22 protein-coding genes are annotated in these 26,338 nt (G+C 71.5%); 4 read left to right on the forward strand and 18 right to left on the reverse strand.

The window, feature by feature from the left end; all coding sequences use genetic code 11:
• Positions 1 to 25 precede the first annotated feature (25 nt).
• Complete coding sequence (locus J4573_RS21810) at positions 26 to 1,276, reverse strand: DegT/DnrJ/EryC1/StrS family aminotransferase (RefSeq protein ID WP_208257618.1); 1,251 nt, start codon at positions 1,274 to 1,276, stop codon at positions 26 to 28.
• Positions 1,277 to 1,502: 226 nt separating this feature from the next.
• On the opposite strand from J4573_RS21810, the gene J4573_RS21815 reads away from it, so the two are divergent.
• On the forward strand, positions 1,503 to 3,215 hold the full coding sequence (locus J4573_RS21815) for an AMP-binding protein (RefSeq protein WP_243773340.1): 1,713 nt from the start codon (positions 1,503 to 1,505) through the stop codon (positions 3,213 to 3,215).
• 3 nt (positions 3,216 to 3,218) lie between these two features.
• Positions 3,219 to 4,367, forward strand: a complete 1,149-nt coding sequence (locus J4573_RS21820; protein ID WP_208257620.1) for an acyl-CoA dehydrogenase family protein — start codon at positions 3,219 to 3,221, stop codon at positions 4,365 to 4,367.
• Positions 4,368 to 4,413: 46 nt separating this feature from the next.
• Here the strand turns inward: J4573_RS21820 and J4573_RS56155 are convergent, their stop codons facing one another.
• The 3 genes from J4573_RS56155 to J4573_RS21835 all read right to left on the reverse strand — a co-directional run bounded on the left by J4573_RS56155 (position 4,414) and on the right by J4573_RS21835 (position 8,111).
• A complete protein-coding gene (locus tag J4573_RS56155; protein ID WP_208257621.1) occupies positions 4,414 to 5,619 on the reverse strand; it encodes a PucR family transcriptional regulator in 1,206 nt (401 codons plus the stop codon).
• Positions 5,620 to 5,991: 372 nt separating this feature from the next.
• Positions 5,992 to 7,428 (reverse strand): pyruvate kinase, encoded by a 1,437-nt coding sequence (gene pyk / locus J4573_RS21830; protein WP_208257622.1) that lies wholly within the window; start codon positions 7,426 to 7,428, stop codon positions 5,992 to 5,994.
• Positions 7,429 to 7,556: 128 nt separating this feature from the next.
• Positions 7,557 to 8,111, reverse strand: a complete 555-nt coding sequence (locus tag J4573_RS21835) for a type 1 glutamine amidotransferase domain-containing protein (RefSeq protein WP_208257623.1) — start codon at positions 8,109 to 8,111, stop codon at positions 7,557 to 7,559.
• A 77-nt stretch (positions 8,112 to 8,188) separates the two neighbouring features.
• Between J4573_RS21835 and J4573_RS21840 the strand changes: the two genes are divergently transcribed.
• Entirely contained in the window at positions 8,189 to 8,899 is a 711-nt protein-coding gene (locus J4573_RS21840; RefSeq protein WP_208257624.1) for a helix-turn-helix domain-containing protein, read from the forward strand.
• Here the strand turns inward: J4573_RS21840 and J4573_RS21845 are convergent, their stop codons facing one another.
• On the reverse strand, positions 8,900 to 9,277 hold the full coding sequence (locus tag J4573_RS21845) for an MmcQ/YjbR family DNA-binding protein (RefSeq protein ID WP_208257625.1): 378 nt from the start codon (positions 9,275 to 9,277) through the stop codon (positions 8,900 to 8,902).
• Complete coding sequence (locus tag J4573_RS21850) at positions 9,274 to 10,161, reverse strand: hypothetical protein (RefSeq protein ID WP_243773341.1); 888 nt, start codon at positions 10,159 to 10,161, stop codon at positions 9,274 to 9,276. Before J4573_RS21850 ends, J4573_RS21845 begins: the two co-directional genes overlap by 4 nt.
• Before the next feature lie 127 nt (positions 10,162 to 10,288).
• Between J4573_RS21850 and J4573_RS21855 the strand changes: the two genes are divergently transcribed.
• Positions 10,289 to 11,710, forward strand: a complete 1,422-nt coding sequence (locus J4573_RS21855; protein WP_208257626.1) for a pyridoxal phosphate-dependent decarboxylase family protein — start codon at positions 10,289 to 10,291, stop codon at positions 11,708 to 11,710.
• On the opposite strand, the gene J4573_RS21860 is transcribed toward J4573_RS21855, so the two are convergent.
• The 12 genes from J4573_RS21860 to J4573_RS21915 all read right to left on the reverse strand — a co-directional run bounded on the left by J4573_RS21860 (position 11,703) and on the right by J4573_RS21915 (position 26,270).
• On the reverse strand, positions 11,703 to 12,158 hold the full coding sequence (locus tag J4573_RS21860; protein WP_208257627.1) for a VOC family protein: 456 nt from the start codon (positions 12,156 to 12,158) through the stop codon (positions 11,703 to 11,705). The genes J4573_RS21855 and J4573_RS21860 overlap by 8 nt on opposite strands.
• A gap of 75 nt (positions 12,159 to 12,233) precedes the next feature.
• Positions 12,234 to 12,650: a helix-turn-helix transcriptional regulator gene (locus J4573_RS21865; protein WP_208257628.1), complete on the reverse strand. Its 417-nt coding sequence runs from the start codon at positions 12,648 to 12,650 to the stop codon at positions 12,234 to 12,236.
• 52 nt (positions 12,651 to 12,702) lie between these two features.
• Positions 12,703 to 13,278 (reverse strand): GNAT family N-acetyltransferase, encoded by a 576-nt coding sequence (locus tag J4573_RS21870; RefSeq protein WP_208257629.1) that lies wholly within the window; start codon positions 13,276 to 13,278, stop codon positions 12,703 to 12,705.
• A gap of 80 nt (positions 13,279 to 13,358) precedes the next feature.
• The gene (locus J4573_RS21875; RefSeq protein ID WP_208257630.1) at positions 13,359 to 14,822 is read right to left on the reverse strand and encodes a glutamate synthase subunit beta; all 1,464 of its coding nucleotides are present in this window, start codon (positions 14,820 to 14,822) and stop codon (positions 13,359 to 13,361) included.
• 14 nt (positions 14,823 to 14,836) lie between these two features.
• Positions 14,837 to 19,393, reverse strand: a complete 4,557-nt coding sequence (gltB, locus tag J4573_RS21880; RefSeq protein ID WP_208257631.1) for a glutamate synthase large subunit — start codon at positions 19,391 to 19,393, stop codon at positions 14,837 to 14,839.
• Positions 19,394 to 19,474: 81 nt separating this feature from the next.
• Positions 19,475 to 19,621 carry a hypothetical protein gene (locus tag J4573_RS21885; protein ID WP_208257632.1) on the reverse strand — a complete coding sequence of 49 codons (147 nt, stop codon included), beginning with the start codon at positions 19,619 to 19,621 and terminating at the stop codon, positions 19,475 to 19,477.
• Between the two features lie 78 nt (positions 19,622 to 19,699).
• Positions 19,700 to 20,470: a hypothetical protein gene (locus J4573_RS21890; protein WP_208257633.1), complete on the reverse strand. Its 771-nt coding sequence runs from the start codon at positions 20,468 to 20,470 to the stop codon at positions 19,700 to 19,702.
• A 984-nt stretch (positions 20,471 to 21,454) separates the two neighbouring features.
• Positions 21,455 to 22,261 (reverse strand): hypothetical protein, encoded by an 807-nt coding sequence (locus J4573_RS21895; RefSeq protein ID WP_208257634.1) that lies wholly within the window; start codon positions 22,259 to 22,261, stop codon positions 21,455 to 21,457.
• 71 nt (positions 22,262 to 22,332) lie between these two features.
• A complete protein-coding gene (locus tag J4573_RS21900) occupies positions 22,333 to 23,043 on the reverse strand; it encodes a VIT1/CCC1 transporter family protein (protein WP_208257635.1) in 711 nt (236 codons plus the stop codon).
• A 19-nt stretch (positions 23,044 to 23,062) separates the two neighbouring features.
• Positions 23,063 to 24,589: a prolipoprotein diacylglyceryl transferase gene (gene lgt / locus J4573_RS21905; RefSeq protein ID WP_208257636.1), complete on the reverse strand. Its 1,527-nt coding sequence runs from the start codon at positions 24,587 to 24,589 to the stop codon at positions 23,063 to 23,065.
• 49 nt (positions 24,590 to 24,638) lie between these two features.
• Positions 24,639 to 25,391 (reverse strand): DsbA family protein, encoded by a 753-nt coding sequence (locus J4573_RS21910; RefSeq protein ID WP_208257637.1) that lies wholly within the window; start codon positions 25,389 to 25,391, stop codon positions 24,639 to 24,641.
• Positions 25,392 to 25,487: 96 nt separating this feature from the next.
• Complete coding sequence (locus J4573_RS21915; RefSeq protein WP_208257638.1) at positions 25,488 to 26,270, reverse strand: DsbA family protein; 783 nt, start codon at positions 26,268 to 26,270, stop codon at positions 25,488 to 25,490.
• Positions 26,271 to 26,338: the final 68 nt, after the last annotated feature.

Below are 26,338 nucleotides of genomic sequence, written 5' to 3' on the forward strand. Positions count from 1 at the left end.
AAGGCGAGGGGCGAGGGCGAGGGGCTCAGCCGAGCGCGGGCAGGACCTTGCGGACCGCGGTGACCAGGTCGTCGCAGTCGCGTGGCGTGAGGTTGGCCGACAGGGGGATGTCGATGGCCTCGCTCACGTACCGCGCGGTGCGGGGCAGGGCGGCGCGGGCGGCGTCGGCGTCGGGGCCGACCAGGAACCGCCAGTTCCAGAACGACCGGACGTTCTTGTCGCCGCGGTCGCCGAGCGCGCGGGCGTCCACGCCCTCGGCGCACAGCGCGCGGGCGAACCAGGCGCACTGCTCGGGGCTCGCGCCCTCCAGCCGGAACACCAGCGCCTCGCCCAGGTAGGCGCGCGGCGCGACGGGCGTGCGGAGCGTGATCCCGGAGATCTCGCCCAGGCACTGCGCGACGTGCTCGTAGTTGCGGTGGTGCAGGGCGAGCCGGTCGGGCAGCCGGTCCAGCAGCGCGTCGGCGAGCGCGGCGCGGATCTCGTCCATGCGGAACGAGAAGATCGGGTAGGCGAGGTCGTCGACGGGCGGGGGCGTCCCCTCGAAGTGGCGGTTCATCCGGTCCTCGTACGCGCCGCTGAACACCGTCGCCCGGGCGTAGGCCTCGGGGTCGTCGGTCAGCAGGAAGCCGCCCTCGCCGGTGTTCAGGGACTTGTCGGACTGGGTGCTGAACGCGCCGAAGTCGCCGAACGTGCCGAGGTGGCGGTCGCCGATCCGCGCGCCGAGCGCCGGGACCGCGTCCTCGACGACCGGGACGCCGTACTCTCCGGCGAGCTCGCAGATGGCGGGCATGTCGCTGGCGAAGCCGCGCATGTGCACGACGACGACGGCCTTGGCGCCCTCGTCCAGCACGCGCTTCAGGTCGGCGACGTCCATGTGCAGGTCGGCGTCGCACTCGACCAGCACGGGGGTGTGCCCGGCCAGGATGATCGCGCTCGGCGTCGCCGCGAACGTGAACGCGGGACAGGCGACCGGTGAGCCGGGCTCCAGCCCGCCGGCGAGCAGTGCCAGCGAGATGGCCGTGGTGCCGCTGCTGCAGGCCAGGGCGTGGCGCGCGCCGAAGCGTTCGGCGAGGCGGCGCTCGAAGCGGCCCGTGCAGGTCTCCTCGTAGGAGCGGTGGTCGTAGCGGAAGTAGAGGCGGGAGCGGACGGCCTTGATGACGGCCGCCTCGTCCTCCGGGCTGATGAAGACATCGCCCTTGTCATAGGTGGGCCACGGCTCGGTGCGAGCGGCCGGGCCCCCTTCGACGGCGAGTCCTGTCTCCTCACTGGTGAACACGGTTGCGTCCCTTCACGCCAGAGCGCCGGGCGGTCGCCGCGTCGCGACCGTGGACCCGGGACGGCAGCGCCGAGCGTATGTAGCGCCGTCGTTCACCTGTATTGCCCAAGCATGAGCAGATTGTCGGAACTGCCCAGACTTCTTCCGGCACATGTCGTAGTGGCGGCCCGGTCCGCCGCGCGGGCGCCGCGCTGATACTCGGTCTCGTCGAACGAGGAGGATGATCATGACCGCGGAGTACCGGGAACGTGGTTGGTGGCGCGACGACACGGTGCTGGACGACCTGCGGCGCGCCACCGCGGCGCATCCGGACCGGCCGGCGGTCGTCGTCTACCGCACCGGCGCGGACCGTGCGTCGGAGGACGTCGAGAGCCTGGCCTACGCCGAACTCGTGGAGATGGTCGACCGGCTGGCGGCGGGGCTGCTCGCGCTCGGCGTCGACCGCGGCGACGTGGTGTCCCTGCAAATGCCGAACTCGTGGCAGTTCGTCGCGCTGTGCCTGGCGTGCGCGCGGGTCGGCGCGGCGGTGAACCCCGTGCTGCCCATCATGCGGCGCCGCGAGGTGGCGTTCATGACGCGGCGTACGGGCGCGAAGGTCTACGTGGCGCCGGCCTCCTGGAACGGCTTCGACTACGCGGGCATGCTCGCCGAGGTCCGCTCCGAGGTCCCCACGCTCCAGCACGTCGTCCTGCTGAACGGCGATGGAGACGGCGATGGAGACGGCGACGGGGGCGGCGACGGGGGCGGCGACGGGGGCGGCGAGGCGCTGGATTTCGACGCGCACTTCCTGCAGACCTCGTGGGGCGAGACGTACGGGCCGGAGGAGCTCGACAAGCGCGAGGCACGTCCCGACGACCTCGCGCAGGTGATGTTCACGTCCGGGACGACGGGCGAGCCCAAGGGCGTCATGCACTCGCACAACACCCTGTACGCGCTGACCCGCGCCGAGTCCGAATCGCTGGCGCTGACCGGCGACGACGTCATCAGCATGGGCTCGCCGATGACTCATCAGGCGGGCTTCGCGTACTGCATGCTGATGCCGCTGCTGCTCGGCGCGACCGCGGTCATCCAGGAGTCCTGGGACCCGTCGCTGATGCTGCGCCTGGTGCAGGAGCAGGGCGTCACGTTCGGCATGGGCGCGACGACGTTCCTGGTCGACGCGATCGAGGAGCAGCGCGTCGCGCCGCGCGACCTGTCGTCGCTGAAGGTCTTCGCGTGCGGCGGCAGCCCGATCCCGCCGCTGGTCGTGGAACGCGCCACCGAGGTGCTGGGCCTGCGTGTCCACGCGCTGTGGGGCATGACCGAGAACGGGACCGTGACGATCACCCGGCCCGAGAACCCGCCGGACCGTGCCGCCATGAGCGACGGCAGCCCGGTCGCCTGGATGGAGGCGCGGATCGTCGACGCCGCGAACGAGCCCGTGGCGGAGGGCACGACCGGGCGCCTCCAGGTGCGCGGCGCGAGCCAGTGCCTCGGCTACCTCGGCCGTCCCGATCTCTACGAGGAGTCGCTCGCGCCGGGCGGCTGGTTCGACACCGGGGACCTGGCGCGCGACGACGGCTTCGGCGGCATCCGCATCGCGGGCCGCGTGAAGGACCTCATCGTGCGGGGCGGCGAGAAGGTGCCGGTGGTCGAGGTCGAGGCGGCGCTGCTGCGGCATCCGGCCGTACGCGACGTGGCGATCGTCGGCTACTCCGACGATCGGCTCGGCGAACGGGCCTGCGCGTTCATCGTCGCGAGCGAGCCCGCGCCCGGCCTGCCCGAGCTGACCGCTCACCTGGCCGACCTCGGCATGGCCAAGCAGTACTGGCCCGAACGGCTGGAGCTGCGCGAGGCACTGCCGAAGACCCCGTCGGGGAAGATCCAGAAATTCCAGCTCCGCACCGAGCTCGCCGACGAGACCACCGACCAGATCACCGACCAGATCACCGAAGGGTGACGCATGGACTTCTCGTTCACACCGGACCAGGAGCGCTACGCGGCGCAGATCCGCAAGTTCGCCGAGGAGCGCGTCGCCCCGCACTACCAGGAGGGCGACCGGACCGGCGAACCGCGGCCGGGGATCTGGAGCGAGCTCGCCGAACAGGGTCTGCTCGGGCTGCGCGTACCGGCCGCGCTCGGCGGTCGCGGCGCGGACTGCGTGACCACCGGGCTGGCCCTGGAGGAGCTGGCGAGGGCCGACTTCAACGCCTGCTACGCCGTGCTGCAGGCCGCGTTGATCGCCGACGTGCTGGCCTCCAACGGGTCCGAGGAGCAGCAGGCGCGGTGGCTGCCGGGGATCGCGTCCGGCGAGGCGCTGGTCGCGCTGTGCCTGACCGAGCCGGGGCACGGCTCGGACGCCGCCTCGATCGAGCTGGCCGCCGAGCCGGCCGGTGACGGCCGCTGGCTGCTGAACGGGGTGAAGACCTCGATCATGCTGGGCGCGTACGCGACGCACGGCCTGGTGTTCGCCCGTACGGGCGGCCCCGGCGCGCGCGGCGTCACCGCTTTCTACGCCGCCCTGGACGACGCGCACCTCACGCGGACGCGCGGCCGCGATCTCGGCGGCCGTTCGGCGGGACGGGCGGAGCTGCGGTTCGACGGGCTGCCGGTCGGTCCCGAGGACATCGTCGGCGGCGAGGGGCTCGGCTTCATCCAGGTGATGCGCGGCTTCGACTACTCGCGCGCGCTGATCAGCCTGATGTGCCTGGCCGCCGCGGGCCAGTCCATCGACGAGGCGCACGAGCACGCCCGTTCACGGCAGGCGTTCGGCGGTCCGCTCGGGCGGTTCCAGGGCGTGGCGTTCCCGCTCGCCGAGCACGCCACCTACCTGCGGGCCGCGCGGCTGCTCGCGTACGAGGCGCTGTGGCTGAAGGACACCGGGAGCGACCCCGCCGTGCCCGCCAACATGGCCAAGGCGTGGGCGCCGCGCGCCGCCGTCGAGGCCTGCCATCAGGCGCTGCTCACGTTCGGGCAGCTCGGCTGGTCGGAGGAGCTGCCGATCGCGCAGCGGCTCCGCGACGTCATCGGCCTGGAGATCGGGGACGGCACCCAGCAGGTGACGCGGCTGGTCGTCGCGCGTCACCTGCTGGGCCGCGAGTACGCGCCCTAGCGTTCCGGGGGCGCGTTCATCACGGGCCGAGCGCGCCGGCTCGCGATCACGGGCCGAGGGCGTCGGCCGCCAGTCCTGCCGAGAAGAGCTGGATGCCGCGGACGCTTGTCGGCGAGCAGCCCGCGAGCTGCTCGATGCGGTTGAGGCGGTAGTCCAGCGTGGAGCGGTGGATGCCGAGCAGCCGGGCGGTCCGGCCGCGGTCCAGGTCGCAGCGGTAGAGCGCGAGCAGCGTGGTCCACAGCTGCTCGCGCTCGCGGACGGCGGCCATCCGGGCGGCCAGCCGCAGCCTCAGGTCGCGCCGGGTGACCAGCGCCGCGCCGACGACCGTGTCGGACAGGAAGGCCGCACGGCCCGCCTCGCCCAGGCCCGCGAGCAACGCGCTGGTCGCGATCGCCTCCTCGGTGGCGGCCTTGGCCTCGACCGCCCTGGTCTCGGCGGTCTCGCCGCCGGTCAGCCCGGCCAGCCCGGCGACGAAGCCCCATCCGTACGTCGCGTGGCAGGCGCCGAGCAGCCGCGTCGCGGCGATGCGCACGGCGGGTTCGGTCTCGGGATCGCAGGAGTCGGGAGCGGGGAGCAGGGCGAGCAGGCGGGTCCGTTCGGGCGTCGGGGCGCACAGGGCGCCCGCGGGGAGCTGGGCGCGGATGCCGGGCGGCACCTCGTCGAACAGCGGCGGCTCGGTCTTGTCGTCGGCGGGCACGGGGACCAGCGCCGCGATGACGCCGTTGTCGGGCAGGCTCACGCCCGCCTCGCTGGCCACGCTCGCGACGTCGCCGCCGCCGGACAGCGTGGCGACCACGAGCTGGGCGGCGGCCTGGCCGCCGCCGACGCGGATGGTCTCCTCGATGTAGGCGCGCCGGATGACCGTGAGGATCACCGGCAGCCCGGAGGCGGCCATGGAGCTGGCGCGCAGCAGGTCGGAGGCGGCGCGCGGGCGGACGGTGTTCCACAGGTTGCGGAACAGGCTGACCAGCACGATCTGGCAGCACAGCTCGATCTCCTGCAGCGGCACCCAGTCGCGGGCGCACCGCCGGGCGGCCGCGGCCACCCGGCGCTTGTCGGGGCTGGACGGCTCCCCGGCCGTCCAGAGGCACTCGATCAGGCGCCGGACCATGTCCGGCACGATTTCTTCCCAGGGGTAGCGGGGTCCTGCCGAGTGCAGTGCGGTGGCCAGCGCGGGCGCCGCGTCGGCGGCGATCGCGTTGGCGAACTGGTCGATGTCGAGTTCGTCGGTCAGGGCGGCAGACTTCGGCACGTAGTCCTCCACGGTGGCACGTCCGGGGCGGGACGTGGCCCACCATCGGCCGGTCCGCCGCCTCAGTCCAGCCACCCCAAGCGATCTTGTGCACCCGGGCCGTGAGCGGCGCAGGTGATCATCAAGCCGGGGGCCGCGAGCGTGGCCGGATGAGGACAGGTGTGCGCGCGTCTCCCCCTTGGTTACGCCTTACTCCCGTACTGACGACACGATCGAACATGAAGTCGGGTTCGACCCGATACTGACCGGGATCGGACAACCTGCGTCAACGCGCCCGAACGCGCCTCAGCCCGTCGCCGAGGCCTGCCACGGGCCCCGGCGACGAAGGAAAGGACGAGGGAAAAGACGAAGGAAAAAGCGTGCCGAACGATCTCAGCCGGCGTCGCGGGCGGCGATGTCCTCGCCGATGCAGTGCACGCGCAGCGCGTTGGTCGAGCCCGGGGTTCCGGGGGGCGAGCCCGCCACGATCACGACGCGGTCGCCCTTCTGGACCCGGCCGGTCTCCAGCAGGCCCTGTTCCACCTGGCGGACCATGTCGTCGGTGTGGTGCGCGTGCGGGACGATGAACGTCTCGACGCCCCAGACGTGCGCGAGGCGGCCGCGGGTCGCGGCGACCGAGGTGAAGGCCAGCAGCGGGATCGGTGAGCGGTAGCGCGACAGCCGCCGCGCGGTCTCCCCCGACATGGTGAACGCGACCAGCGCCTCGGCGCCGACCAGCGCGCCGACCTCGGCGGCGGCGCGCGCGATGGCGCCGCCGACGGTCTCGGAACGACGGTTCAGCGCGTGCGTGGCGTGCAGGCTCGCCTTCTCGGCGACCTGCACGATGCGGCTCATCGTCTGGACCGACTCGATCGGGTACTGCCCGACGCTGGTCTCGCCGGACAGCATGACCGCGTCGGCGCCCTCGAAGACGGCGTTGGCGACGTCGGAGGCCTCGGCGCGGGTCGGCCGCGGCGCCGAGATCATCGACTCCAGCATCTGGGTGGCGACGATGACCGGGCGGGCCTTCTCGCGGCACAGCTCGATGGCGCGCTTCTGGACGATCGGCACCTGCTCCAGCGGCAGCTCGACGCCGAGGTCGCCGCGGGCGACCATGATGCCGTCGAACGCCGCGACGATCTCCGGCAGCGCCTCCACGGCCTGCGGCTTCTCGATCTTGCCGATGAGGGGGACGCGGACGCCCTCCTCCTCCATGATCCGATAACAGATGTCGGCGTCCTCGGGCGAGCGCACGAAGGACAGCGCGACCATGTCGACGCCGAGCCGCAGGGCCCAGCGCAGGTCCTCCTCGTCCTTGTCGGTGAGCGCGGGCACGCTCACCGGGACGCCCGGCAGGTTGAGTCCCTTGTTGTCGGAGACCATGCCGCCGACCTTGACCGTGGTGAGGACGCGCGGCCCGTCCACCGAGGCCACCTCGAGGGCGACACGGCCGTCGTCGATCAGCACGGTGTCGCCGGGGTTCACGTCGCCCGGCAGGCCCTGGTAGGTCGTGGAGACCTGGCGGCGGGAGCCGGGGACGTCCTCGGTCGTGATGGTGAACTCGTCGCCCAGCGTGAGCCGTACGGGCCCGTCCGGGAACCGCCCGATGCGGATCTTGGGGCCCTGGAGGTCGGCCAGGATGCCCACGCCGCGCCCGGTCTCCTCGGCGGCCGCGCGCAGCCGGTGGAACACCTGCTCGTGCACGGCGTGCTCGCCGTGGCTCATGTTGAGCCGGGCGACGTCGACGCCTGCGTCGACGAGGGCGCGGATCTGCTCGGGGCTGGAGCAGGCGGGGCCGATGGTACTGACGATCTTCGCTCGACGGGTCACGGGCACAACGCTACTTAGTTACCAGCCGGTACGGATAAACGTGCAGGATGCGGCCACCCAACATTCACGTAGTGGTCTAGCTCAAAGGTCTAGACCATGTGGTCCGCATCACCCGCCGAGCCTCCAGATCAGCCGAAGAACGCCTCCACCGCGGCCTGGCAGAACGACTTGAGATCATCGGGCTTGCGGCTGGTGATCAAGACGTTCGGCCCGTTGGCGCAGACCTGGACCTCCTCGTCCACCCACGTCGCCCCCGCGTTCATCAGGTCGGTCCGCAGGCTCGGCCACGAGGTCATCACCCGCCCGCGCACGACGTCGGCCTCGATCAGCGTCCAGGGCGCGTGGCAGATCGACGCGACCGGCTTGCCCGCGTCGAAGAACGCCCTGGCGAACCCGACGGCCTTCGGGTCGGTCCGCAGGAAGTCGGGGTTGGCGACGCCGCCCGGCAGCACCAGGCCGTCGAACTCCTCGGAAGTGGAGACGTCCACGGTGGTGTCGACCGGGAACGTGTCGGCCTTGTCGAGGTGATCGAAGGCCTGCACGCGGCCGGACTGCGTGGAGACCAGCCGGGGCCGCCCACCGGCGTCCTCGACGGCCTTCCAGGGCTCGGTGAGCTCGACCTGCTCGGCCCCCTCCGGGGCGACCAGGAACGCGATGACCTTGCCTTCAAGCTCGCTCGACATGGCGAAATCCCTCCTCGTACGGTTGTTCGGCCTACATCGAGCACCCTGCCCAGCACCCGGGGTGGTATGCAGGAAGGGTGAACCCGAGCCGCTACCGCGAGGTCCCGGCCCCCTCCGGGGCGGGCCTGGCGTGCGCGTGGAGCCAGGAGCTCTCACGCGACGCGGACGGCCCGTTCGAGCAGCTCGTGGTGCCGGACGGGTGCATCGACCTGATCTGGTGGGCCGGCGAGGGCAAGATCCAGGTCGCGGGCCCCGACACCCGATCGAACCTGGCCGGGCTCAAGCCCGGCGACCGCCTGATCGCCGTCCGTTTCCGCCCGGGCATGGCCGCTCCGACCCTGGGCGTCCCCGCCGACGCCGTACGGGACGGCCGACTGCCGCTCCGCGACCTGTGGGGCGACGCCGCCGACCGCCTGGGCGACCTCCTGACCGCCTCCGCGGACCCGCAGGCCGCCCTGACCGCCGCCGTCCTGAACCGCACGTCCGCCTCCGGCCCGGTGGACCCGATCGCCCGTCCGCTGGTCACCGCCCTGGCCGAGGGCACCGTACGGGAGGCCGCCCACTCGCTCGGCCTGGGCGAACGCCAGCTCCGCCGCCGCACCATGGCCGCGTTCGGCTACAGCCCCAAGACCCTGCAGCGCGTCCTCCGCTTCCAGCGCGCGCTGAAACTGGCCCGCGCGGGCCACCCGTTCGCCGACGTCGCCTACGAAACCGGCTACACCGACCAGGCCCACCTGGCCCACGAGGTCCGAGACCTGGCAGGCACCCCCCTCACCGGCCTCGTCTGATCAGCGGGTGTGGGTGGGGGCGGGCGGGATGTAGCCGGGGCGCAGGCGGCGCGGGAGGGATGCCACCACCACGTCGTAGGCCTCTTCGATCAGGCCGCGGACCTCGCCGGGGTCCAGATCTCCGTCCAGGACGACCGTCACCCAGTGCTTCTTGTTGAGGTGGTAGCCGGGCAGGACGGTGCCGGGGTACTGGGCCTTGAGGGCCTCCACTTCGTCGGGCGGGAGCTTGAGGCTGACCCGCGGGTTCTCCTCGTCCTCCGACAGCAGCGCGAAGATCTTGCCCTCGATGCGGTAGACGGCGGGCTGGGGGCCGAAGGGGTAGTCCTCTTTGGTCCTCTCCAGTGACAGGCAGTGCTGGGAAACGTCGTCGGGGGTCATCGCGGCAGCCTTCCGTACGCGCGCAGGGTCTTGAGCCGTTCGACGGTCACATAGCCGCGCCACTCGGGCTCGGTCTTGGGCGTCCAGATCAGGAAGTCGACCGTCCAGCCGCCGTCCTCGCGCTGGGCCTCCACGAGCGCGTCCAGCTGCTCCTCGATCGTCTCGTCGGAGAAGAGGCGGCGGCCGAACCCGTCGGGCGCCGGGGCGAGGTCGAGGGGGAAGTGCAGGTCGCCGCCGGGCGCGTTCGGGTCGAGGGTGACGCGCTGCAGCATCGGCTTGCGGAGGCGTTCGAACGCGGCCTCGGCGCGATCGCGGTCGGGCGCCTGGTCGAGGAAGGCGAGGATCGCGTAGATCTCGTACGGCGCCGGGTCGTCGGCGGCGTCGATCGCCGCCCAGCAGAACTCGGTCGCCGGGCCCAGCCACGGGTGGGCGGAGCCGATCCGGTGCAGTTGCCCGGCCAGCGTGCCGGTGGGGACGATGCCGCCCGGCGGGTCGTCCGGCGTCTGCCACCAGGGCGCGTGCGGCGCCTCGCGTACCGACGGCAGCACGAACGGCACTCCCCCGCCGCGGCTGATCGTGGCGAGGTAGTCGCACAGCCGCGTCACCGCCGCGTCGTCGTCCGCGCCCGCCTCGTGCAGGAACTCCAGCGCGTGCTGCGCCGGAACGGGCTGGCTGCCCTCGCCGCGCAGGTCGGGCTCCAGCGCCTGGCCGTAGCCGCCGTCGGCGTTCTCGTACGGGCGCAGGGCCGCCGCGATGGCCGCCGCTGGCCCGCCGCGGAAGTGGAACGCGAACCTGCGCCGGTCGATCAGGCGCGCGTTGCGCCGCATGAAGTCCTCGGCCCGGTCCAGCCGTCCGCCGTCGATCATGAGAGCACCCTCGTTCATGCGCTCACCCTAGAGCGGGCCTCTGACAGTGGTCTTGTAGAAAACGGTCTCGCCCACCGCGCGGCCTAAGGATCCATAGGGCAAGTCGGTCATGTACGGATGGTCGTTCTCGCTGTTGAATGGCCGCATGAGCGACCCCATCCACGAGCACGACACCGCGGCCGCCGGACTCGACCTGGTCGCCAAGGCGGCCGAACCGTACCTGCGCACCCTGGACGACAGGCTCGTCCACGACCGCACCCGCGACGCACTGCTGCGCGAGCTGGAGGGGCCGCTCCCCGAGAAGGGCGACGGCGGCCCGGCGGCGGTCGAACGGCTGTTGCGAATCGGCACGGAGGCGGGCACCCACTCGTCGGGGCCGCGTTTCTTCCACTTCGTCGTCGGCGGCTCCACCCCGGCGGCGATGGCCGGCGACTGGGCGACGTCGCTGCTCGACCAGGGCGGCGGGCTCTGGCTGGTCTCCCCGTTCGCCACCCATGTCGAGACCGTCGCGCTCGGCTGGCTGAAGGACCTGTTCGGCATCCCCGCCTCGTTCGGCGGCGTGCTGACCCCGAGCGCCACGCTCGCGCACGTGACCGGGCTCGCCGCGGCCCGCCACTGGTGGGCCGAACGGCACGGCGTGGACGTGGCGGCGCAGGGCCTGGCAGGGCTGCCGCAGATGCCGGTCCTCAGCAGCGGTCTCGTGCACGCCAGCACCCGCAAGGCGCTCCAGATCCTCGGCTGCGGACGCGACACCCTGCGGACGTTCTCCCGCGACGACGCCGGCCGCGTCGACCTGGCCGCGATGGAGGCCGCGCTCACCGCACTGGGCGGCGCCCCCGCGGTGATCGTCGCCAACCTCGGCGAGGTCAACAGCGGCGACTCCGACCCGATCAACGACCTCGCCGACCTGGCCGCCCGCCACGGCGCCTGGTTGCACGTGGACGGCGCGTTCGGCATCTTCACCGCACTGTCTCCCCGCACCGCCCACCTCGCCCGCGGCATCGAGCGCGCGAACTCGATCACCGCGGACGGGCACAAGTGGCTGAACGTGCCGTACGAGAGCGGCTTCTCGTTCGTCCAGGACCCCGAGATCCTCGGCAAGGCGTTCGGCGCGTGGGGCGCCGCCTACCTGCCGTCCATGGACGACGAGCGGATCAACTACAACATGCTGGGCCCCGAGTCGTCCCGCCGCGCCCGCGCGCTGCCGATCTGGGCCACGCTGCGCGCGTACGGGCGGGAGGGCTACCGGGAGATGGTGGAACGCCACCTGGACGCCGCGTCCCACCTGGGCGCCCTGGTCGAACGATCCCCCGACTTCGAGCTCGTGGCCCCCGTCCAGATGTCCGTCGTCTGCTTCCGCTACCGCCCGCCCGGCGTCCCCGAAGACCGGCTGGACGACCTGAATTCAGCCCTGGGCGCCGCCCTCCTCGCCGACGGCCGCGTCTACGCGGGCACCAGCACGTACCGAGGCATGACGGTCTTCCGCCCGACGCTGGTCAACTGGCGCACCACCCGCGCCGACGCCGAACTCCTCCTGGACGTCCTGCGCGAGCTGACCCTCAGGTAGCGCACTCCTCGCCCCACCCGATGCTCTCGTCGAGCTCGTCGAACGGCTCGGTGAGGCTGTACCAGTTGCCCGAGTCGTCGCGGAAGATCGCCTCGATGCCGTACGGGCGCTTCTCCGGCCCCTGGACGAACGTCACGCCCTTGGCCTTGAGGCGCTCGTACTCGGCCTGGCAGTCATCGGTGTTGAACGCGCCCGCCCCCAGCACGCCCTTGGCGATGAGCCCCCGCAACTGCTCGGCGGACTCGGGATCCAGCGACGGCGTCCCCGGGACCATCAGGGCCAGCTCAAGCCCCGGCTGGTCCTTCATCCCGACCGTCACCCACCGCATGCCGCCCTCGCCCAGCGTCCGGTCGTTCTTCAGCTCCAGGCCGAGCTTCTCGGTGAAGAAGTCCTTCGCCGAATCCTGGTCCAGCACCCAGATGGTGGCCAATCCCAGTCCAGTGATCATGATCGCCGCTCCCTTCGTCTCACTCCGTGGTGATTCCACGATGACAGCAGCGCTCACCTGCGGACTTCTCGAAAGTTACGGTGTCTCCTCGCGGAATCCGCCGGCCCAGAAAAGCACGAAGCACCCCGGAATCGGCGTCGGCCCCGACCGCCGCGCCGCCCGCCGGAACTCCCCCGGCGTCATCCCCACCTGCCGCTTGAACTTCGTCGTGAACGTCCCAAGACTGCTGAACCCCACCAGCATGCAGATCTCGGTCACCGTCAGATTCGCCGACCTCAACAGCTCCTGAGCCCGCTCAACCCTCCGCCTGCTCAGATACTGCCCCGGCGTCTCCCCATAGACCTCGCGGAACACCTTGACGAAATAAGTGCGCGAGTACCCCGCCCGAGCCGCCACCGCAGCCAGGTCGAGCGGCTGCGCCCAGTCCCGGTCCATCGCGTCCTTGGCCAGCCTCACCTGCCGCAACTGCCCGGTATCCACCGCCGTCCCCATGCCCCCGATGCTGACGCAGGCGGCCCGTTCGGGGGAACGCGGAGCCGGACCGTCAGCGGGCGCCTGGCCAGGGGCCGGGTGGGGTGTGCTTGATGGTCTCGGGTTCGACCTTGACGTCGCAGACCCGGAAGCCGCGGGCCTGGTAGTTCTTGAGGGCGTAGGGGCCGTCGTTGGAGCAGGTGTGGACCCAGACGCGCTCGGTGGGCTTGCGGTCGGGCCAGCGTTCGGCGAGGTCCCAGGCGCGGGCGGCGCCGGTGGCCAGGAGGTGGCCGCCCAGGCCCTTGCCGCCGAACCTCGGGAGGAGGCCGAAGCAGGTGATCTCGACCTGGCCCTCGGGCTGGGGGTCCAGTTCGACGTAGCCGGCGGGGGTGCCGTGGACGCAGGCGATCCAGGTCTCCACGCCGGGGCGCTCCAGCCAGTTCTGCCACTGCTCGTACGACCAGGGCAGGCGGTCGGTCCAGTACCAGTCACCGCCGACCGCGGTGTAGAGGAAGCGGCTCAGCTCCGGGCTGGGCTCCGAGGCGCGCACGATCTCAACGGGGACGTCGGGCTCGCGCGCGGAGCGCTGGTCGGAGCGTTCGCGCTGCTCCAGGTACCAGGTGGTCACGTCGATCTGACGGGTCGGCATGAGATTCCCCCCAAACATGACACCGCCGTGCCTCGGGGCCCACAGGGGACACCGGAGACACGGCGGGGTGTGTGTCTTGATCAGGCTATCGGACGCGCCGTCGGGAGGATGGGGTACGGAAGTGATGTTTCACCCGAAAGGAACTTGTCCACTCCGTGAGCGGCAGCCCGCCCTTCCGCTATCGCCCACACGATGAGGGACTGGCCGCGGCCCATGTCGCCCGCGACGAAGACCCCGTCGACCGAGGTCTTGTAGTCCTTGTCGCGCACGACGTTGCCGCGCTGGTCGAGCTCGACGCCGAGCTGCTCCAGCAGCCCCTCCTTCTGCGGGCCGAGGAAGCCCATCGCGAGGGTGACCAGTTCGGCCGGGATCTCGCGCTCGGTGCCCGGGATCGGCTTGAAGCCGTTCGCCGGGCCCTCGACCTCCACGAGCCTGAGCGCGCGGACGTTGCCGTCCTCGTCGCCCACGAACTCGCTGGTGGAGACCGCGTAGACCCGGTCGCCGCCCATGTCGGCGAGCTCCTCGTGGGCGCTCTCCATCTTGAACAGCATCGGGTACGTCGGCCACGGCTGGGCGTCGGGGCGCGACGCGGGCGGCTGCGGCATGATCTCCAGCTGGGTGACCGAGGCGGCCTCCTGCCGGATCGCGGTGCCGATGCAGTCGGCGCCGGTGTCGCCGCCGCCGATGACCACCACGTGCTTGCCCTTGGCCGAGATGGGCGACACGTCGTAGTCGCCCTCCTGCACCTTGTTGGCCGGGGGCAGGTACTCCATGGCCTGGTAGATGCCCTTGAGCTCACGGCCCGGCACGGGCAGGTCGCGCCAGGCGGTGGCGCCCCCGGCGAGCACGACCGCGTCGTAGCGCGACCGCAGCTCGTCGCCGGTGACGTCCACGCCCGCGTTCACCGAGGTCTTGAAGTCGGTGCCCTCGGCGCGCATCTGCGAGACGCGCCGGTCGACATGCCGCTTCTCCATCTTGAACTCGGGGATGCCGTAGCGCAGCAGCCCGCCGACGCGGTCGGCGCGCTCGTACACCTTCACGTCATGCCCGGCGCGGGTGAGCTGCTGGGCGGCGGCCAGGCCCGCGGGCCCGGAGCCGATCACGGCCACCTTCCTGCCGGTCTTCACCTCGGGCGGCTGCGGGCGCACCCAGCCCTCGGACCAGGCGCGGTCGATGATCTCGACCTCGACCCGCTTGATCGCCACCGGGTCCTGGTTGATGCCGAGCACGCAGGCGCTCTCGCACGGCGCCGGGCACAGCCGCCCGGTGAACTCCGGGAAGTTGTTGGTGGCGTGCAGCCGCTCGATCGCCTCCCGCCAGTCCTGCCGGTAGACCAGGTCGTTCCACTCGGGGATCAGGTTGCCGAGCGGGCAGCCCTGGTGGCAGAACGGGATGCCGCAGTCCATGCAGCGGCTGGCCTGCTTCTCCAGCCGGTCGTTGCCGAAGTTCTCGTAGACCTCCGACCAGCTCTTGATCCGTACGTCGACCGGGCGGCGCTTGGGCAGCTCCCGCTGCACGGTCAGGAAACCCTTCGGGTCAGCCATCTAGGAGCCCCCTCTCAGCTCTGCGCGGCGGCCATGATGGCCTCGTCGACGTCGCGCCCCTCGGCCTCGGCCTGCGCCTTGGCGTCGAGCACCCGCTTGTAGTCCCGCGGCATGATCTTGGTGATGCGGGCCAGCGCCTCGTCCCAGTGGGCCAGCAGCTTCTCGGCCACCGTGGACCCGGTCTCGGCGAAATGCCCCTCGACGGCCGTCCGCAGGAAGTCGCGGTCGGCGTCGTCGAGCGGCTCCAGCTCGACCATCTCCGGGTTGACCCGTTCGGTCGCCAGGTCGAGCACGTAGGCGATGCCGCCCGACATGCCGGCCGCCACGTTCCGCCCGGTCGGGCCGAGGATGACGGCCCGCCCGCCGGTCATGTACTCCAGCGCGTGGTCGCCGACGCCCTCGACGATGGCGGTCGCGCCCGAGTTGCGGACGCAGAACCGTTCGCCGACCACGCCCCGGGCGAACAGCTCGCCCGAGGTGGCGCCGTAGAGGATCACGTTGCCGCCGATGATCTGCGTCTCGGCCTCGAACACCGCGTCCTGCGGCGGGCGAACGGTGACGCGGCCGCCGGACAGGCCCTTGGCGACGTAGTCGTTGGCGTCGCCGACCAGCCGCAGCGTGATGCCGCGCGGGACGAACGCGCCGAACGACTGGCCGGCCGAACCGGTGAAGGTGACGTCGATCGTGTCGTCGGGCAGGCCCTCGCCGCCCCACTTCTTGGTCACCTCGTGGCCGAGCATGGTGCCGACCGTCCGGTTGACGTTGCGGATCGGCAGGTCCAGCTTCACCTTGTCGCCGAACGCGATGGCGCCCTCGGCGAGCTGGATCAGCGTGTTGTCCAGGGCCTTCTCCAGCCCGTGGTCCTGCCCGTTCACCTGGCGCATGGCGGCGCCGTCGGCGAGCTCGGGCTGGTGCAGGATCGGGGTCAGGTCGAGCCCGGCCGCCTTCCAGTGGTCCACGGCCTCGCGCATGTCGATCATCTCGACGTGCCCGATCGCCTCGTCCAGGGACCGGAAGCCCAGCGCCGCCAGGTACTCGCGTACCTCCTCGGCGATGAACTCGAAGAAGTTGACCACGTACTCGGCCTTGCCGCTGAAGCGCTCGCGCAGCACCGGGTTCTGCGTGGCGACGCCCACCGGGCAGGTGTCCAGGTGGCAGACCCGCATCATGATGCAGCCCGACACCACCAGCGGCGCGGTCGCGAAGCCGTACTCCTCGGCGCCGAGCAGCGCGGCGATGACGACGTCGCGGCCGGTCTTCATCTGCCCGTCGGTCTGCACGACGATCCGGTCGCGCAGCCCGTTCAGCAGCAGCGTCTGCTGGGTCTCGGCGAGGCCGAGCTCCCAGGGCGCGCCGGCGTGCTTCAGCGAGGTCAGCGGCGAGGCGCCGGTGCCGCCGTCGTGCCCGGAGATCAGCACCACGTCGGCGTGCGCCTTGGACACGCCCGCCGCGACCGTGCCGACCCCGACCTCGGCGACGAGCTTCACGTGCACGCGCGCCGCCGGGTTGGCGTTCTTCAGGTCGTGGATGAGCTGCGCCAGGTCCTCGATCGAGTAGATGTCGTGGTGCGGCGGCGGCGAGATCAGGCCCACGCCCGGCGTGGAGTGCCGGGTCCTGGCGATCCACGGATAGACCTTGTGCGCGGGCAGCTGCCCGCCCTCGCCGGGCTTGGCGCCCTGCGCCATCTTGATCTGGATGTCGTCGGCGTTGGTGAGGTACTCGCTCGTCACGCCGAACCGGCCCGAGGCCACCTGCTTGATCGCGCTGCGCCGCAGGTCGCCGTTGGCGTCCGGGGTGAAGCGGATCGGGTCCTCGCCGCCCTCGCCGGTGTTGGACTTGCCGCCGAGACGGTTCATCGCGATGGCGAGGGTCTCGTGCGCCTCGGCCGAGATGGAGCCGTACGACATGGCGCCGGTCGAGAACCGCTTGACGATCTCCGAGACCGGCTCGACCTCGTCGATCGAGATCGGCTCCCGGTCGCCCTCCCTGAGCTTGAACAGCCCGCGGAGGGTCATGAGCTTCTCGGCCTGGTCGTCGACCTTGCCGGTGTACTCCTTGAAGATCTCGTACTTGCGGGTCCGGGTGGCGTGCTGCAGCTTGAACACCGTGTCCGGGTTGAACAGGTGCAGCTCGCCCTCGCGGCGCCACTGGTACTCGCCGCCGACCTCCAGGGTGCGGTGCGCGGCCTCGTTCCCGCCGGGCGGGTAGGCCTTCTTGTGCCGCTCGGCGACCTCGGCGGCCAGCACGTCGAAGCCGACGCCGCCGAGCCGGGAGGTGGTCCCGGTGAAGCAGCGGTCGATGACGCCCGCGCCGAGGCCGATCGCCTCGAAGATCTGCGCGCCGGTGTACGAGGCGACCGTGGACACGCCGATCTTCGACATGACCTTGAGGACGCCCTTGCCGTACGCCTTGACCAGGTTGCGCGAGGCCGTCACCGGGTCCAGACCGTCGATCTGACCGGTCTTGATCAGGTCCTCGACCGTCTCCAGCGCCAGGTAGGGGTTGATCGCGGACGCGCCGTACCCGATGAGCAGCGCCATGTGGTGGCACTCGCGGGCCTCGGCGGTCTCGATCAGCAGACCGACCTGGGTGCGGGTCTTCTCCCGGATCAGGTGGTGGTGCACCGCGCCGGTGAGCAGCAGCGACGGGATCGGCGCCTTCTGGTGGTCGGAGCCGCGGTCGGACAGCACGATGATCCGTGCGCCCGCCGAGATGGCCCGCGACACCTCCGAGCAGATCTCCTCGAGGCGGTGCTCGAGGGCCTCTCCCCCGCCGTTCACGTCGTACAGGCCGTGCACGACGTGGGCGTCCAGGTGCGGCAGCGAGCCCTCGTCGTTGATGTGGATGATCTTGGACAGCTCGTCGTTGTCCAGGATCGGGGTCGGCAGCACCAGGCGGCGGCACGACTCGGGGCCGGGCTCCAGCAGGTTGCCCTCGGGCCCGAGCGTGGACTGCAGGCTGGTGATCATCTCTTCGCGGATGGCGTCCAGCGGCGGGTTGGTCACCTGCGCGAACAGCTGCTTGAAGTAGTCGAACAGCATCCGCGGCCGCTCGGACAGCACGGCGAGCGGGGTGTCGGTGCCCATCGAGCCGATCGGCTCGGCGCCGGTACGGGCCATCGGGGTCAGGATGATCCGTTCTTCCTCCAGCGTGTAGCCGAAGGTCTGCTGGCGCTTCACCAGCGTCTCGTGCGTCGGGATCTCGCGCTCGCGCTGCGGCAGCTCCTCGAAGCGGACCAGGCCCTCGTGCAGCCACTCCTCGTAAGGGTGCTGCGCGGCCAGCTCGGCCTTGACCTCGTCGTCCTCGACGATCCGCCCGGCCTCGGTGTCGACCAGGAAGATCTTGCCGGGCTGCAGGCGGCCCTTGCGCACGACCTTGTCGGCCGGGATGTCCAGCACGCCGGCCTCGGAGGCCAGCACGACGAAGCCCTCGTCGGTGACCCAGTAGCGGCCGGGGCGCAGGCCGTTGCGGTCCAGCACCGCGCCGACGACCGTGCCGTCGGTGAACGTGACGGACGCGGGGCCGTCCCAGGCCTCCATCAGCGTGGAGTGGAACTCGTAGAAGGCCCGCCGTTGCGGGTCCATCTCGCTGTGGTTCTCCCACGCCTCGGGGATCATCATCAGCACCGCGTGCGGCAGCGACCGGCCGCCCAGGTGCAGCAGTTCCAGGCACTCGTCGAACGAGGCGGTGTCGCTGGCCTCGATGTCGATCACCGGGTAGGTGCGGGCCAGGTCGCCGGGGATCAGGTCGGACTTCAGCAGCGCCTCGCGGGCGCGCATCCAGTTCCGGTTGCCCTTGACCGTGTTGATCTCGCCGTTGTGGGCGATGAAGCGGTACGGGTGGGCCAGCTCCCAGGCCGGGAAGGTGTTGGTCGAGAACCGCGAGTGCACCAGGCAGATGGCGCTGGCGAAGCGGCGGTCCGACAGGTCGGGGAAGAACGGCTCCAGCTGCGGGGTGGTCAGCATCCCCTTGTAGACGATGGTCCGGCTGGACAGGCTCGGGAAGTAGACCTGCACGTCCTGCTCGGCGCGCTCGCGCATGCAGAAGACGGCGCGGTCGAGCTCCAGGCCGGTCGTGCCGGCGTGCGGGCCGGGCTCGGCCGGCGCCACGAACAGCTGCGCGAAGTGCGGCATGGCCTTGCGCGCCGCGGGCCCCGCGAACTCGGGGTCGTGCGGCAGCTCGCGCCAGCCGAGAACGGTCAGGCCCTCCTCGACGCACAGGGTCTCGACGTGGGCGATGGCGGCGGCCCGCTCGTCCCCGTCGGTGGGCAGGAAGGCGAGGCCGGCGGCGTACGAGCCGGCCGCGGGCAGCGCGAAGTCGCAGACCTCGCGGAAGAACGCGTCGGGGATCTGGACGAGGATGCCCACCCCGTCGCCGTCATCGGGCTCGGCGCCCACCGCGCCGCGGTGGTCCAGGTTCTTCAGGACGGTCAGGGCGTTCTGAACGATGTCGTGGCTCTTACGGCCGTGCAGGTCGGCAACCATGCCGACGCCGCAGGCATCGTGCTCGTTGGCCCGGTCGTACAGCCCCTGGTTGCGAGGCAGGCCCGGAGTGAGGGCAGCAGAAGCCATCAACCCTCCCGTCGTCGTCGTTGTCACTGCCGGAGTCAGTGCAGTCCGGGACGACGTTGGCCCTGCTGCGGTGTGATGACATTACATCACTGCCGGGATCATGCCCGACACGACCAGATCGCGAAACTTCTCCGCACCGATCGCTTCGATGTCATCTCTGAGTGGTTTAGACCAGGATACCGGGGTGCGTTCCGGCCAAATCGCCCTGACCTCGGTGATCATCGTCACCGAACGATCAGGTTTAAGGCGAAACGACCGTGAAGTGCACGAAACGGAGTTGCCGCTCCGGCCAGAATGAGCGTCCGCTCAGGAGCGTGCGGCGCGGCCGAGCACGGCGGGCGCCTTGCCGCCCTCGATGATCAGCGAGAGCAGCGTCTCGTCCTGCTCGTCGCCCTTGCCGTCCAGGCGCTGGGCCCAGGAGACGACGGCGTAGTGACCCATCGCCAGGCCCCTGGCCATGCTGAACCCGTCGCCGAACCCGTCCGGCGGGTCGAGCGGCGCCACGAAACCGCCGCCGCGCCCGTTCCCCAGAACGTCCACGAAGTCGTTGGACTTCGCCGACCCGGCCAGGTTGAACACCACCACGGCCAGCGCGTACTGCTTCTTGCCGTCGACGTAGGTGGTCCGCGCCGCCTGCGTACATCCGTCCGCGCGTAGCCGCGTGGCCACCGCGTCGCCCCAGGCCGCCGCGGAACAGTCACGGTCCAATCGTTTGTCCGTACGGGACAACTTGAGCTTGTCGACCGTGACGCTCGACGCCGACGAGGGGAACAGCTCCGCCGACGTCAACGGGGCCGCGTCCGCCGACCGCTGCGCGATCCTCGCATACGCCTTGGCCGACGCCGAACTGGAGTAGGACACCGGCGAAGGCCCACTGGACTCGGCCGGCGAGCCGTCTGCCGAAGCACTCGGTTTGGCCGTCCCACCGGAACGATCCACGATCACCAGCGCCCCGACGATCATGGCCACCACCACGGCGAGCACCCCCGCCGCGCCGAACAACGCCCCCGCCGAGGGCCCCCTCTTGGCCCGCCGCCCACCCGACCGCCGCTGCGGCGGAACAGGCTCCGCCCGCACCTCAGCCGCAACCCCCCGCCCCCGCGTTCCCTCAGGCCACGAGTCCGCCCCATCCGCGCCAGGCCCGCCAGGCCCGCCAGGCCCGCCAGGCAAGCCGGAGCCACCGGACGCCGCGGCCACACCGGCCGTGCCGGTCATGCCGGTCGACCCTTGACCACCGGTCGCGCCATACCCGCCGGTCGCACCAGGTCCGCCGGTCGTGCCGGGGCGGCCAGGCGACGTAGACGTTCCGGGACCGCCAGGCGCAGATGCCGCGCCGGGCAAGCCGGTCGTGCCGGGCGAGCCGTAGCCGCTGGACGCGCCGTACCCACCCGTCGCGCCGAGACCGCCAGATGCAGAAGACACGCCAGGTGAGCCGGTCGTGCCGGGCAAGCCGTAGCCGCCGGACGCGGCGTACCCACCAGCAGTGCCGGGACCGCCGGACGCGCCGGGGCGGCCGGGCGATGTAGGCGTTCCGGGGCGGCCGAAAGCGTCGGCGGTGCCGGACGCGGGCGAGTCTGGTCCACCGGGCGAGGCGGACCGGCCATACGCGTCGGACGCGGGGCGCATGCCAGGTCGCGCAGCAGACGGGCCATATGCGCCGGAAGTGTCTTGGCCGCCAGTCGCGCCGGCTGTGCCGGACACGCCAGGTGAGCCGGGCGCGCCGGGCGTGCTGGGTGAGCCGGGGCCGCGTAGGCCATATGTGCCGGAGGCGTCTTGGCCGGCGGATGGGGCGGGGGTGCCGGGGGCGGTGGGGAGGCCGGGGCCGTTGGGTGAGGCGGGGGGTTGTGGAGCCTGGTAGCGGTCGGGGTCCCGGCGGCTTTTGCCTTGGGGGCGGCCGCGGGTGGGCTGGCGGCGGGAGCCGCCTATGCGGCGGGGTGCGCCGGAACGGCCGCTCGAGCCGCGCCGCTGGCCGGGCCCGGTCGCCGGGCGGCCTTGGCGGCGGGGGTCATCGTGCTCCACGAGCCCGCAGACTACTGCCCGTAACGCTGTGACGTGGCGTTTTCATTGGTTGCCGTCGGCCATCTCCAGGCGGCCCCAGACGAAGTCGGTGGGCTTGTCGATGGCGAGGCTCGCGTCGATCATCTCGTTCAGCGAGCTCGGCGTGGCGCCACCCGCGCGCTGCACCCAGGTGACGACCACGTAGTGGCCGTAGGCCTGCGCGTAGGCCGCGCTGAAGCCGGTGCCGAACGCGGGCATGCCCTCGGCCTTCAGCGGCAGGACGAACCCGGCCTGGGTGTTCGGGTCGAGGTCGCGGACGATCTGGTTCGCGCCGTCCTGGCCGGACAGGTTGATCGCCATCCACTGGCCCACGTGGGACTTGTCCGAGCTGACGTACGCGCCGCGCAGGATCTGCGTGCAACCGGCGGTCGCGAGGTCGCCCTGCAGGCGCGTGCCCCAGGTGACGGCCTTGCAGTCGGTCGACAGCTGGGAGCCGGCCAGCGCGAACGTGAACTTGCGGTACTTGACGCTCTTGGCGTCGGCGGTGAACACCTCGCCCGCGGTGACCGGCCGCGCGTCCGCGGTTCGGGCCGCGAGCTTGGCCATCGACTTCTCGGCCAGCTGGGGCGTGTACGCGGTCGGGGACGCCTTGGTGCCGTTGTCGGCGGCGGCCGCCGGGGCCTTGCCCTTGTCGTCGCCGCCACCGCCGGTCAGCACGACCACGGCCACGGCGATGATCGCCACCAGGGCGACCGCTGCGGCGCCGGCGTACAGCAGCTTCGACCGGGACCCGGGATCGCGGTCCCCGGGCTTGTACTCGGGCCAGAAGTCGGCCCCGCCCTTAGCGTCTGTGTCACGCGCCTCGATCACAATCCGGGAGCTTAGTGGTACACCGGCACCCCGCGCTCCCAAAAGGGCTCTTTATCCCCTTCTGTAGCGGGTCAGAGTCCGTTCGAGCCGATCAGCGCGCCGAGACCGTAGGTGAGCGCGGCGGCGAGCGCGCCGAAGCCGAGCTGGCGGAGGCCGCCGAACCACCACGAGCGGGTCGTGATCCGCGAGACCAGCGCGCCCGCGCCGAACAGGCCGAGCCCCGCGATCACGGCGGCGGGCCACAGGTTGGTGGCGCCGAGCAGGTACGGCAGAACGGGCAGCATCGCGCCGATCGCGAACGAGAGGAACGACGAACCGGCGGCGAGCACGGGTGAGGGCAGGTCGCCGGGGGCGACGCCGAGCTCCTCGCGGGCGTGCACCTCCAGGGCCTCGTCCGGGTCGCGCGACAGCTGGCGTGCGACCTCGGCCGCCACGTCCGGGTCCACGCCGCGCGCCTCGAAGACCTGCGCCAGCTCGCGCATCTCGGCCTTCGGGTGGCGGGCGAGCTCCAGCCGTTCGACCTCGATCTCCGCCATCGCCAGCTCCGACTGCGAGGCCACCGAGATGTACTCGCCGGCCGCCATGGAGAACGCGCCCGCGGCGAGGCCCGCCAGGCCCGCCAGCAGCACGACCTTCTGATCCGCCTGACCGCCGGCGATGCCGGCGATCAGCGCGAAGTTGGAGACCAGACCGTCCATCGCCCCGAACACCGCGGGCCGCAGCCAGCCGCCGTTGACGTCCCGGTGCTGGTGATGGATCTCCGCGGTCACACTCTCGGTCACCCGGTTCCTCCGACTAGGCCTACTTCTTGCCGTCCTTCACGGGCTCGGCCCCGGCCTCGGTGTCCTCGGCCTTGCCGTTCGCGCCCGTTCCATTGTCGTCGGCGGCGGTTTCGGCCTCGTCGGCGGGTTCCTCGGTAGCGGCGGGCGCCTCGGCCGCGGGCTCCTCCTGCTCAGCGGCAGGTTCCTCCTCGGCCACGGGCTCGGCAGGCTCCGCGGGCTCGTCCGCCTCGGCCGCAGACTGTTCCGACTCGGCGGGCTCGTCCGCCTTAGCCGCGGGCTCTTCCTCGGCCTCGGTGGCCTCCGCGGCCTTCGGCGCCTCGGGCTCTGCCTCGGGAGCCTCGTCCACCACCTCGTCGGCGGTCTCGGTCACCTCGGCCGAAGGCTCGGCCTTCGCGGGCTCGTCCTCCGCAGGCGAGTCTTCGGCGGGCGCGTCCTTCGTGGATTCGGCCTTGGCGGGCTCTTCCTCGACCGTCGCGTCCTCGGCCGCAGCGTCCTCGGCGGGCTCGGCCTTGGCGGGCTCGGCCTTCGCGGGCTCCTCCTCGGCGGGAGGCTCCTCTTCCGCGACGGGCTCGGCCTTGGCCGGTTCCTCGTCTTCGGGTTCCGGCTCCGCATCCGCAGCGTCCGCGACGACCGGCTCGGCGTCCTTGGGCTCGTCCGTCTCGGCGGCGGGCTGGCCGGGCTCGGTGGCCGGGGCCTCCGTACCGCCGACCACGACGTTCTCGGGGCCGGTCTGGTTGCGGGCCCAGTAGAGGTAGCCGACCGCGCCCAGGAAGACGATGATCGAGGTCCAGTCGTTCAGGCGCAGGCCCAGGAAGTGGTGGGCGTCGTCGATGCGCAGCGCCTCGACCCAGAAGCGGCCCACCGTGTAGGCGGCCACGTAGAGCGCGAACGAACGGCCGTGGGTGAGCTTGAAGCGCCGGTCGGCCCAGATGACCAGGATCGCGACGCCAACGCACCACAGCGACTCGTACAGGAACGTCGGGTGGTAGGTGGCGACGTCGGCGTACTTGGGGTCCACACTGCCGTCGGGCAGCTTGGGCCGGTTGCCGTAGTCGATCTTGAGCGCCCAGAACGTGTGCAGCGGCCGCCCGTACAGCTCCTGGTTCCACCAGTTGCCCCAGCGGCCGATCGCCTGCGCCAGCGCGATGCCGGGCGCGATCGCGTCGCCGAGCGCCAGCACCGAGATCCCGCGCCGCCGGCAGCCGATGATCGCGCCGACCGCGCCCAGGATCACCGCGCCCCAGATGCCGAGGCCGCCCTCCCAGATCTTGAGCGCGTTGACCGGGTCCTTGCCGTCGCCGAAGTAGCGCTGGTAGTCGGTGATGACGTGGTAGAGGCGGCCGCCGACCAGCCCGAACGGCACGGCCCAGACGGCGACGTCGATGACCACGCCCGGCGTCCCGCCGCGGGCGGCCCAGCGCCGCTCGCCCACCCATACCGCGACGACGATGCCGATGATGATCATCAGCGCGTACGCGCGGATCGGGAGGGGGCCGAGGTGCCAGACACCCTGGGAGGGACTCGGAATGGACGCGAGCGGCTGCATGAGCATGGACGTTACCGCGTCCGGCGGCCACCCCGCGCCAAGATCGGCGTCACTTCCCGGCCGCCGAGATCGCCTTCTTCAAACCGTCCGGGGTCAGCGCGTCGTCGCCGACCTTCTTGCCGTCCAGCATCAGCGTCGGGGTGCCGGTGACACCGGCCTTCTGCGCGTAGGCCGTGGCCTGGTCGACCGAGGCGTTCTTCTGCCCGCCGTTCACGCACTGGGTGAACGCGTCGCCGGTGATCCCGACCTCGCCGGCCCACTTGATCAGGTCCTTGTTGGCGAAGCCGTCGCTGCCCTCTTCGGGCTGGTTGGCGTAGAGCTGGTCGTGGAACGGGACCCACTTGTCGGCGGGCGCGCACTCGGCGGCGTTGGCGGCGCGCTGGGAGTTGGACTTCAGCGGCTCCTGCTGGAAGAGCCGGAACGGCCGGTAGACGACCTTGACGGCGCCCGCGGCGGCCTGCTCCTTGATGGTCTTGCCCGTGGTGTCCTCCAGCGCTTTGCACGCCGGGCACTGAAAGTCCTCGAAGACTTCGAGGACGGGCTTGGCGACGCCGGCCTTGGCCATCACGATCGAGCCGTCGGCCTGGCGGGAGGTGGGCGCGAGAGGCCCGGCGTACTTGGGGGCCTTCTTGTCGTCGCCGGAGTTGCTCACCGTGACGATGACGACCACCGCGACCGCGACCACGGCCACGACGCCGAGCACGATCATCAGCATCCGCTGCTGCTTCTGGCGCGCCGCCTGCTTGAGCCGCTCCTCCGCGAGCCGCTGCCGCGCCGAGCGCTCCCTCTCCGCCTTGCTCATCGATCCCCCGATCGGCCCCTCTGACCTGCGTGTACCGCAGACCAGAGCGTAGCCGCGACGGGGGCGCGGGCCCGGCGTCCGGGCCCGCGCGAGGTGTTACTTGGTCGTCTTCTTACCCGCGGCCTCGATCGCCTTCGTGATGGCGTCGCCGGAGTCGTAGTCCTTGGTGTCCAGCTTCTGGTCGTTCAGGAAGAGGGTCGGCGTCCCGGTCACCTTCTTGGTGTCGAGCGCGTACGAGGTCATCGAGTTGACCTGGTCCTTCTTCTGCTGGTCGTTCACGCACTTGTCGAAGCCGGGGTCGGTGATCCCGATGTCCTTGCCCCAGTTGACCAGTTCCTTGTTGGCGAAGCCCTTGGTGCCCTCTTCAGGCTGGTACTTGTAAAGCGTGTCGTGGTAGGAGAGCCACTTGTCGGCGGGCACGCACAGCGCGGCGTTCGCCGAGGCGAAGGAGTTGCGCTTCACCGGGTCGGGCTGCTGGCCGAACAGGTGGAACGGCCGGTAGACGACCTTCACCTTGCCCTCGGAGGCCAGTTGCTTCACGGTCTTGCCTGTGCTGTCCTCGAACTGCTTGCAGACCGGGCACTGGAAGTCCTCGAAGACCTCCAGCGTGGGGGCGGTGACGCCGGCCTTGGCCATCACGATGGAGCCGTCGGCCTGGCGGCTGGTCGGGGCCTGCGGGCCGGTGTACGCGGACGCCTTCTGGTTGCTCTTGCCCTGCCGGTCCATGACGATCACGGTCACCACGACCACCGCGGCGACGGCGACCACCGCGCCGATCACGATCGCGAGCAGCTTGCGCTGCTTGTCGCGTGCCGCCTGCCGCCTGCGCTCCTCGGCGAGCCGTTCCCGGGCGGAACGCTCTCGTGCGGCCTTGCTCATTGTCGGTTCTCCTATGCAGGGGATCCGCGCGTTCGGATCGCGCGGGTGAGAAGGGTTGGTACCGCGGG

The organism is Actinomadura barringtoniae, from assembly GCF_017573505.1.
Lineage (GTDB): Bacteria > Actinomycetota > Actinomycetes > Streptosporangiales > Streptosporangiaceae > Spirillospora > Spirillospora barringtoniae.

Excerpts from the sequence above, each read along its gene's own strand:
- J4573_RS21815 (WP_243773340.1), top strand. The coding sequence starts at position 1,503 with ATGACCGCGGAGTACCGGGAACGTGGTTGGTGGCGCGACGACACGGTG.
- J4573_RS21820 (WP_208257620.1), top strand. The coding sequence starts at position 3,219 with ATGGACTTCTCGTTCACACCGGACCAGGAGCGCTACGCGGCGCAGATC.
- J4573_RS21835 (WP_208257623.1), bottom strand. The coding sequence starts at position 8,111 with ATGTCGAGCGAGCTTGAAGGCAAGGTCATCGCGTTCCTGGTCGCCCCG.
- J4573_RS21845 (WP_208257625.1), bottom strand. The coding sequence starts at position 9,277 with ATGACCCCCGACGACGTTTCCCAGCACTGCCTGTCACTGGAGAGGACC.
- J4573_RS21850 (WP_243773341.1), bottom strand. The coding sequence starts at position 10,161 with ATGAACGAGGGTGCTCTCATGATCGACGGCGGACGGCTGGACCGGGCC.
- J4573_RS21855 (WP_208257626.1), top strand. The coding sequence starts at position 10,289 with ATGAGCGACCCCATCCACGAGCACGACACCGCGGCCGCCGGACTCGAC.
- J4573_RS21860 (WP_208257627.1), bottom strand. The coding sequence starts at position 12,158 with ATGATCACTGGACTGGGATTGGCCACCATCTGGGTGCTGGACCAGGAT.
- J4573_RS21865 (WP_208257628.1), bottom strand. The coding sequence starts at position 12,650 with ATGGGGACGGCGGTGGATACCGGGCAGTTGCGGCAGGTGAGGCTGGCC.
- J4573_RS21870 (WP_208257629.1), bottom strand. The coding sequence starts at position 13,278 with ATGCCGACCCGTCAGATCGACGTGACCACCTGGTACCTGGAGCAGCGC.
- J4573_RS21875 (WP_208257630.1), bottom strand. The coding sequence starts at position 14,822 with ATGGCTGACCCGAAGGGTTTCCTGACCGTGCAGCGGGAGCTGCCCAAG.
- gltB (WP_208257631.1), bottom strand. The coding sequence starts at position 19,393 with ATGGCTTCTGCTGCCCTCACTCCGGGCCTGCCTCGCAACCAGGGGCTG.
- lgt (WP_208257636.1), bottom strand. The coding sequence starts at position 24,589 with ATGCAGCCGCTCGCGTCCATTCCGAGTCCCTCCCAGGGTGTCTGGCAC.
- J4573_RS21910 (WP_208257637.1), bottom strand. The coding sequence starts at position 25,391 with ATGAGCAAGGCGGAGAGGGAGCGCTCGGCGCGGCAGCGGCTCGCGGAG.
- J4573_RS21915 (WP_208257638.1), bottom strand. The coding sequence starts at position 26,270 with ATGAGCAAGGCCGCACGAGAGCGTTCCGCCCGGGAACGGCTCGCCGAG.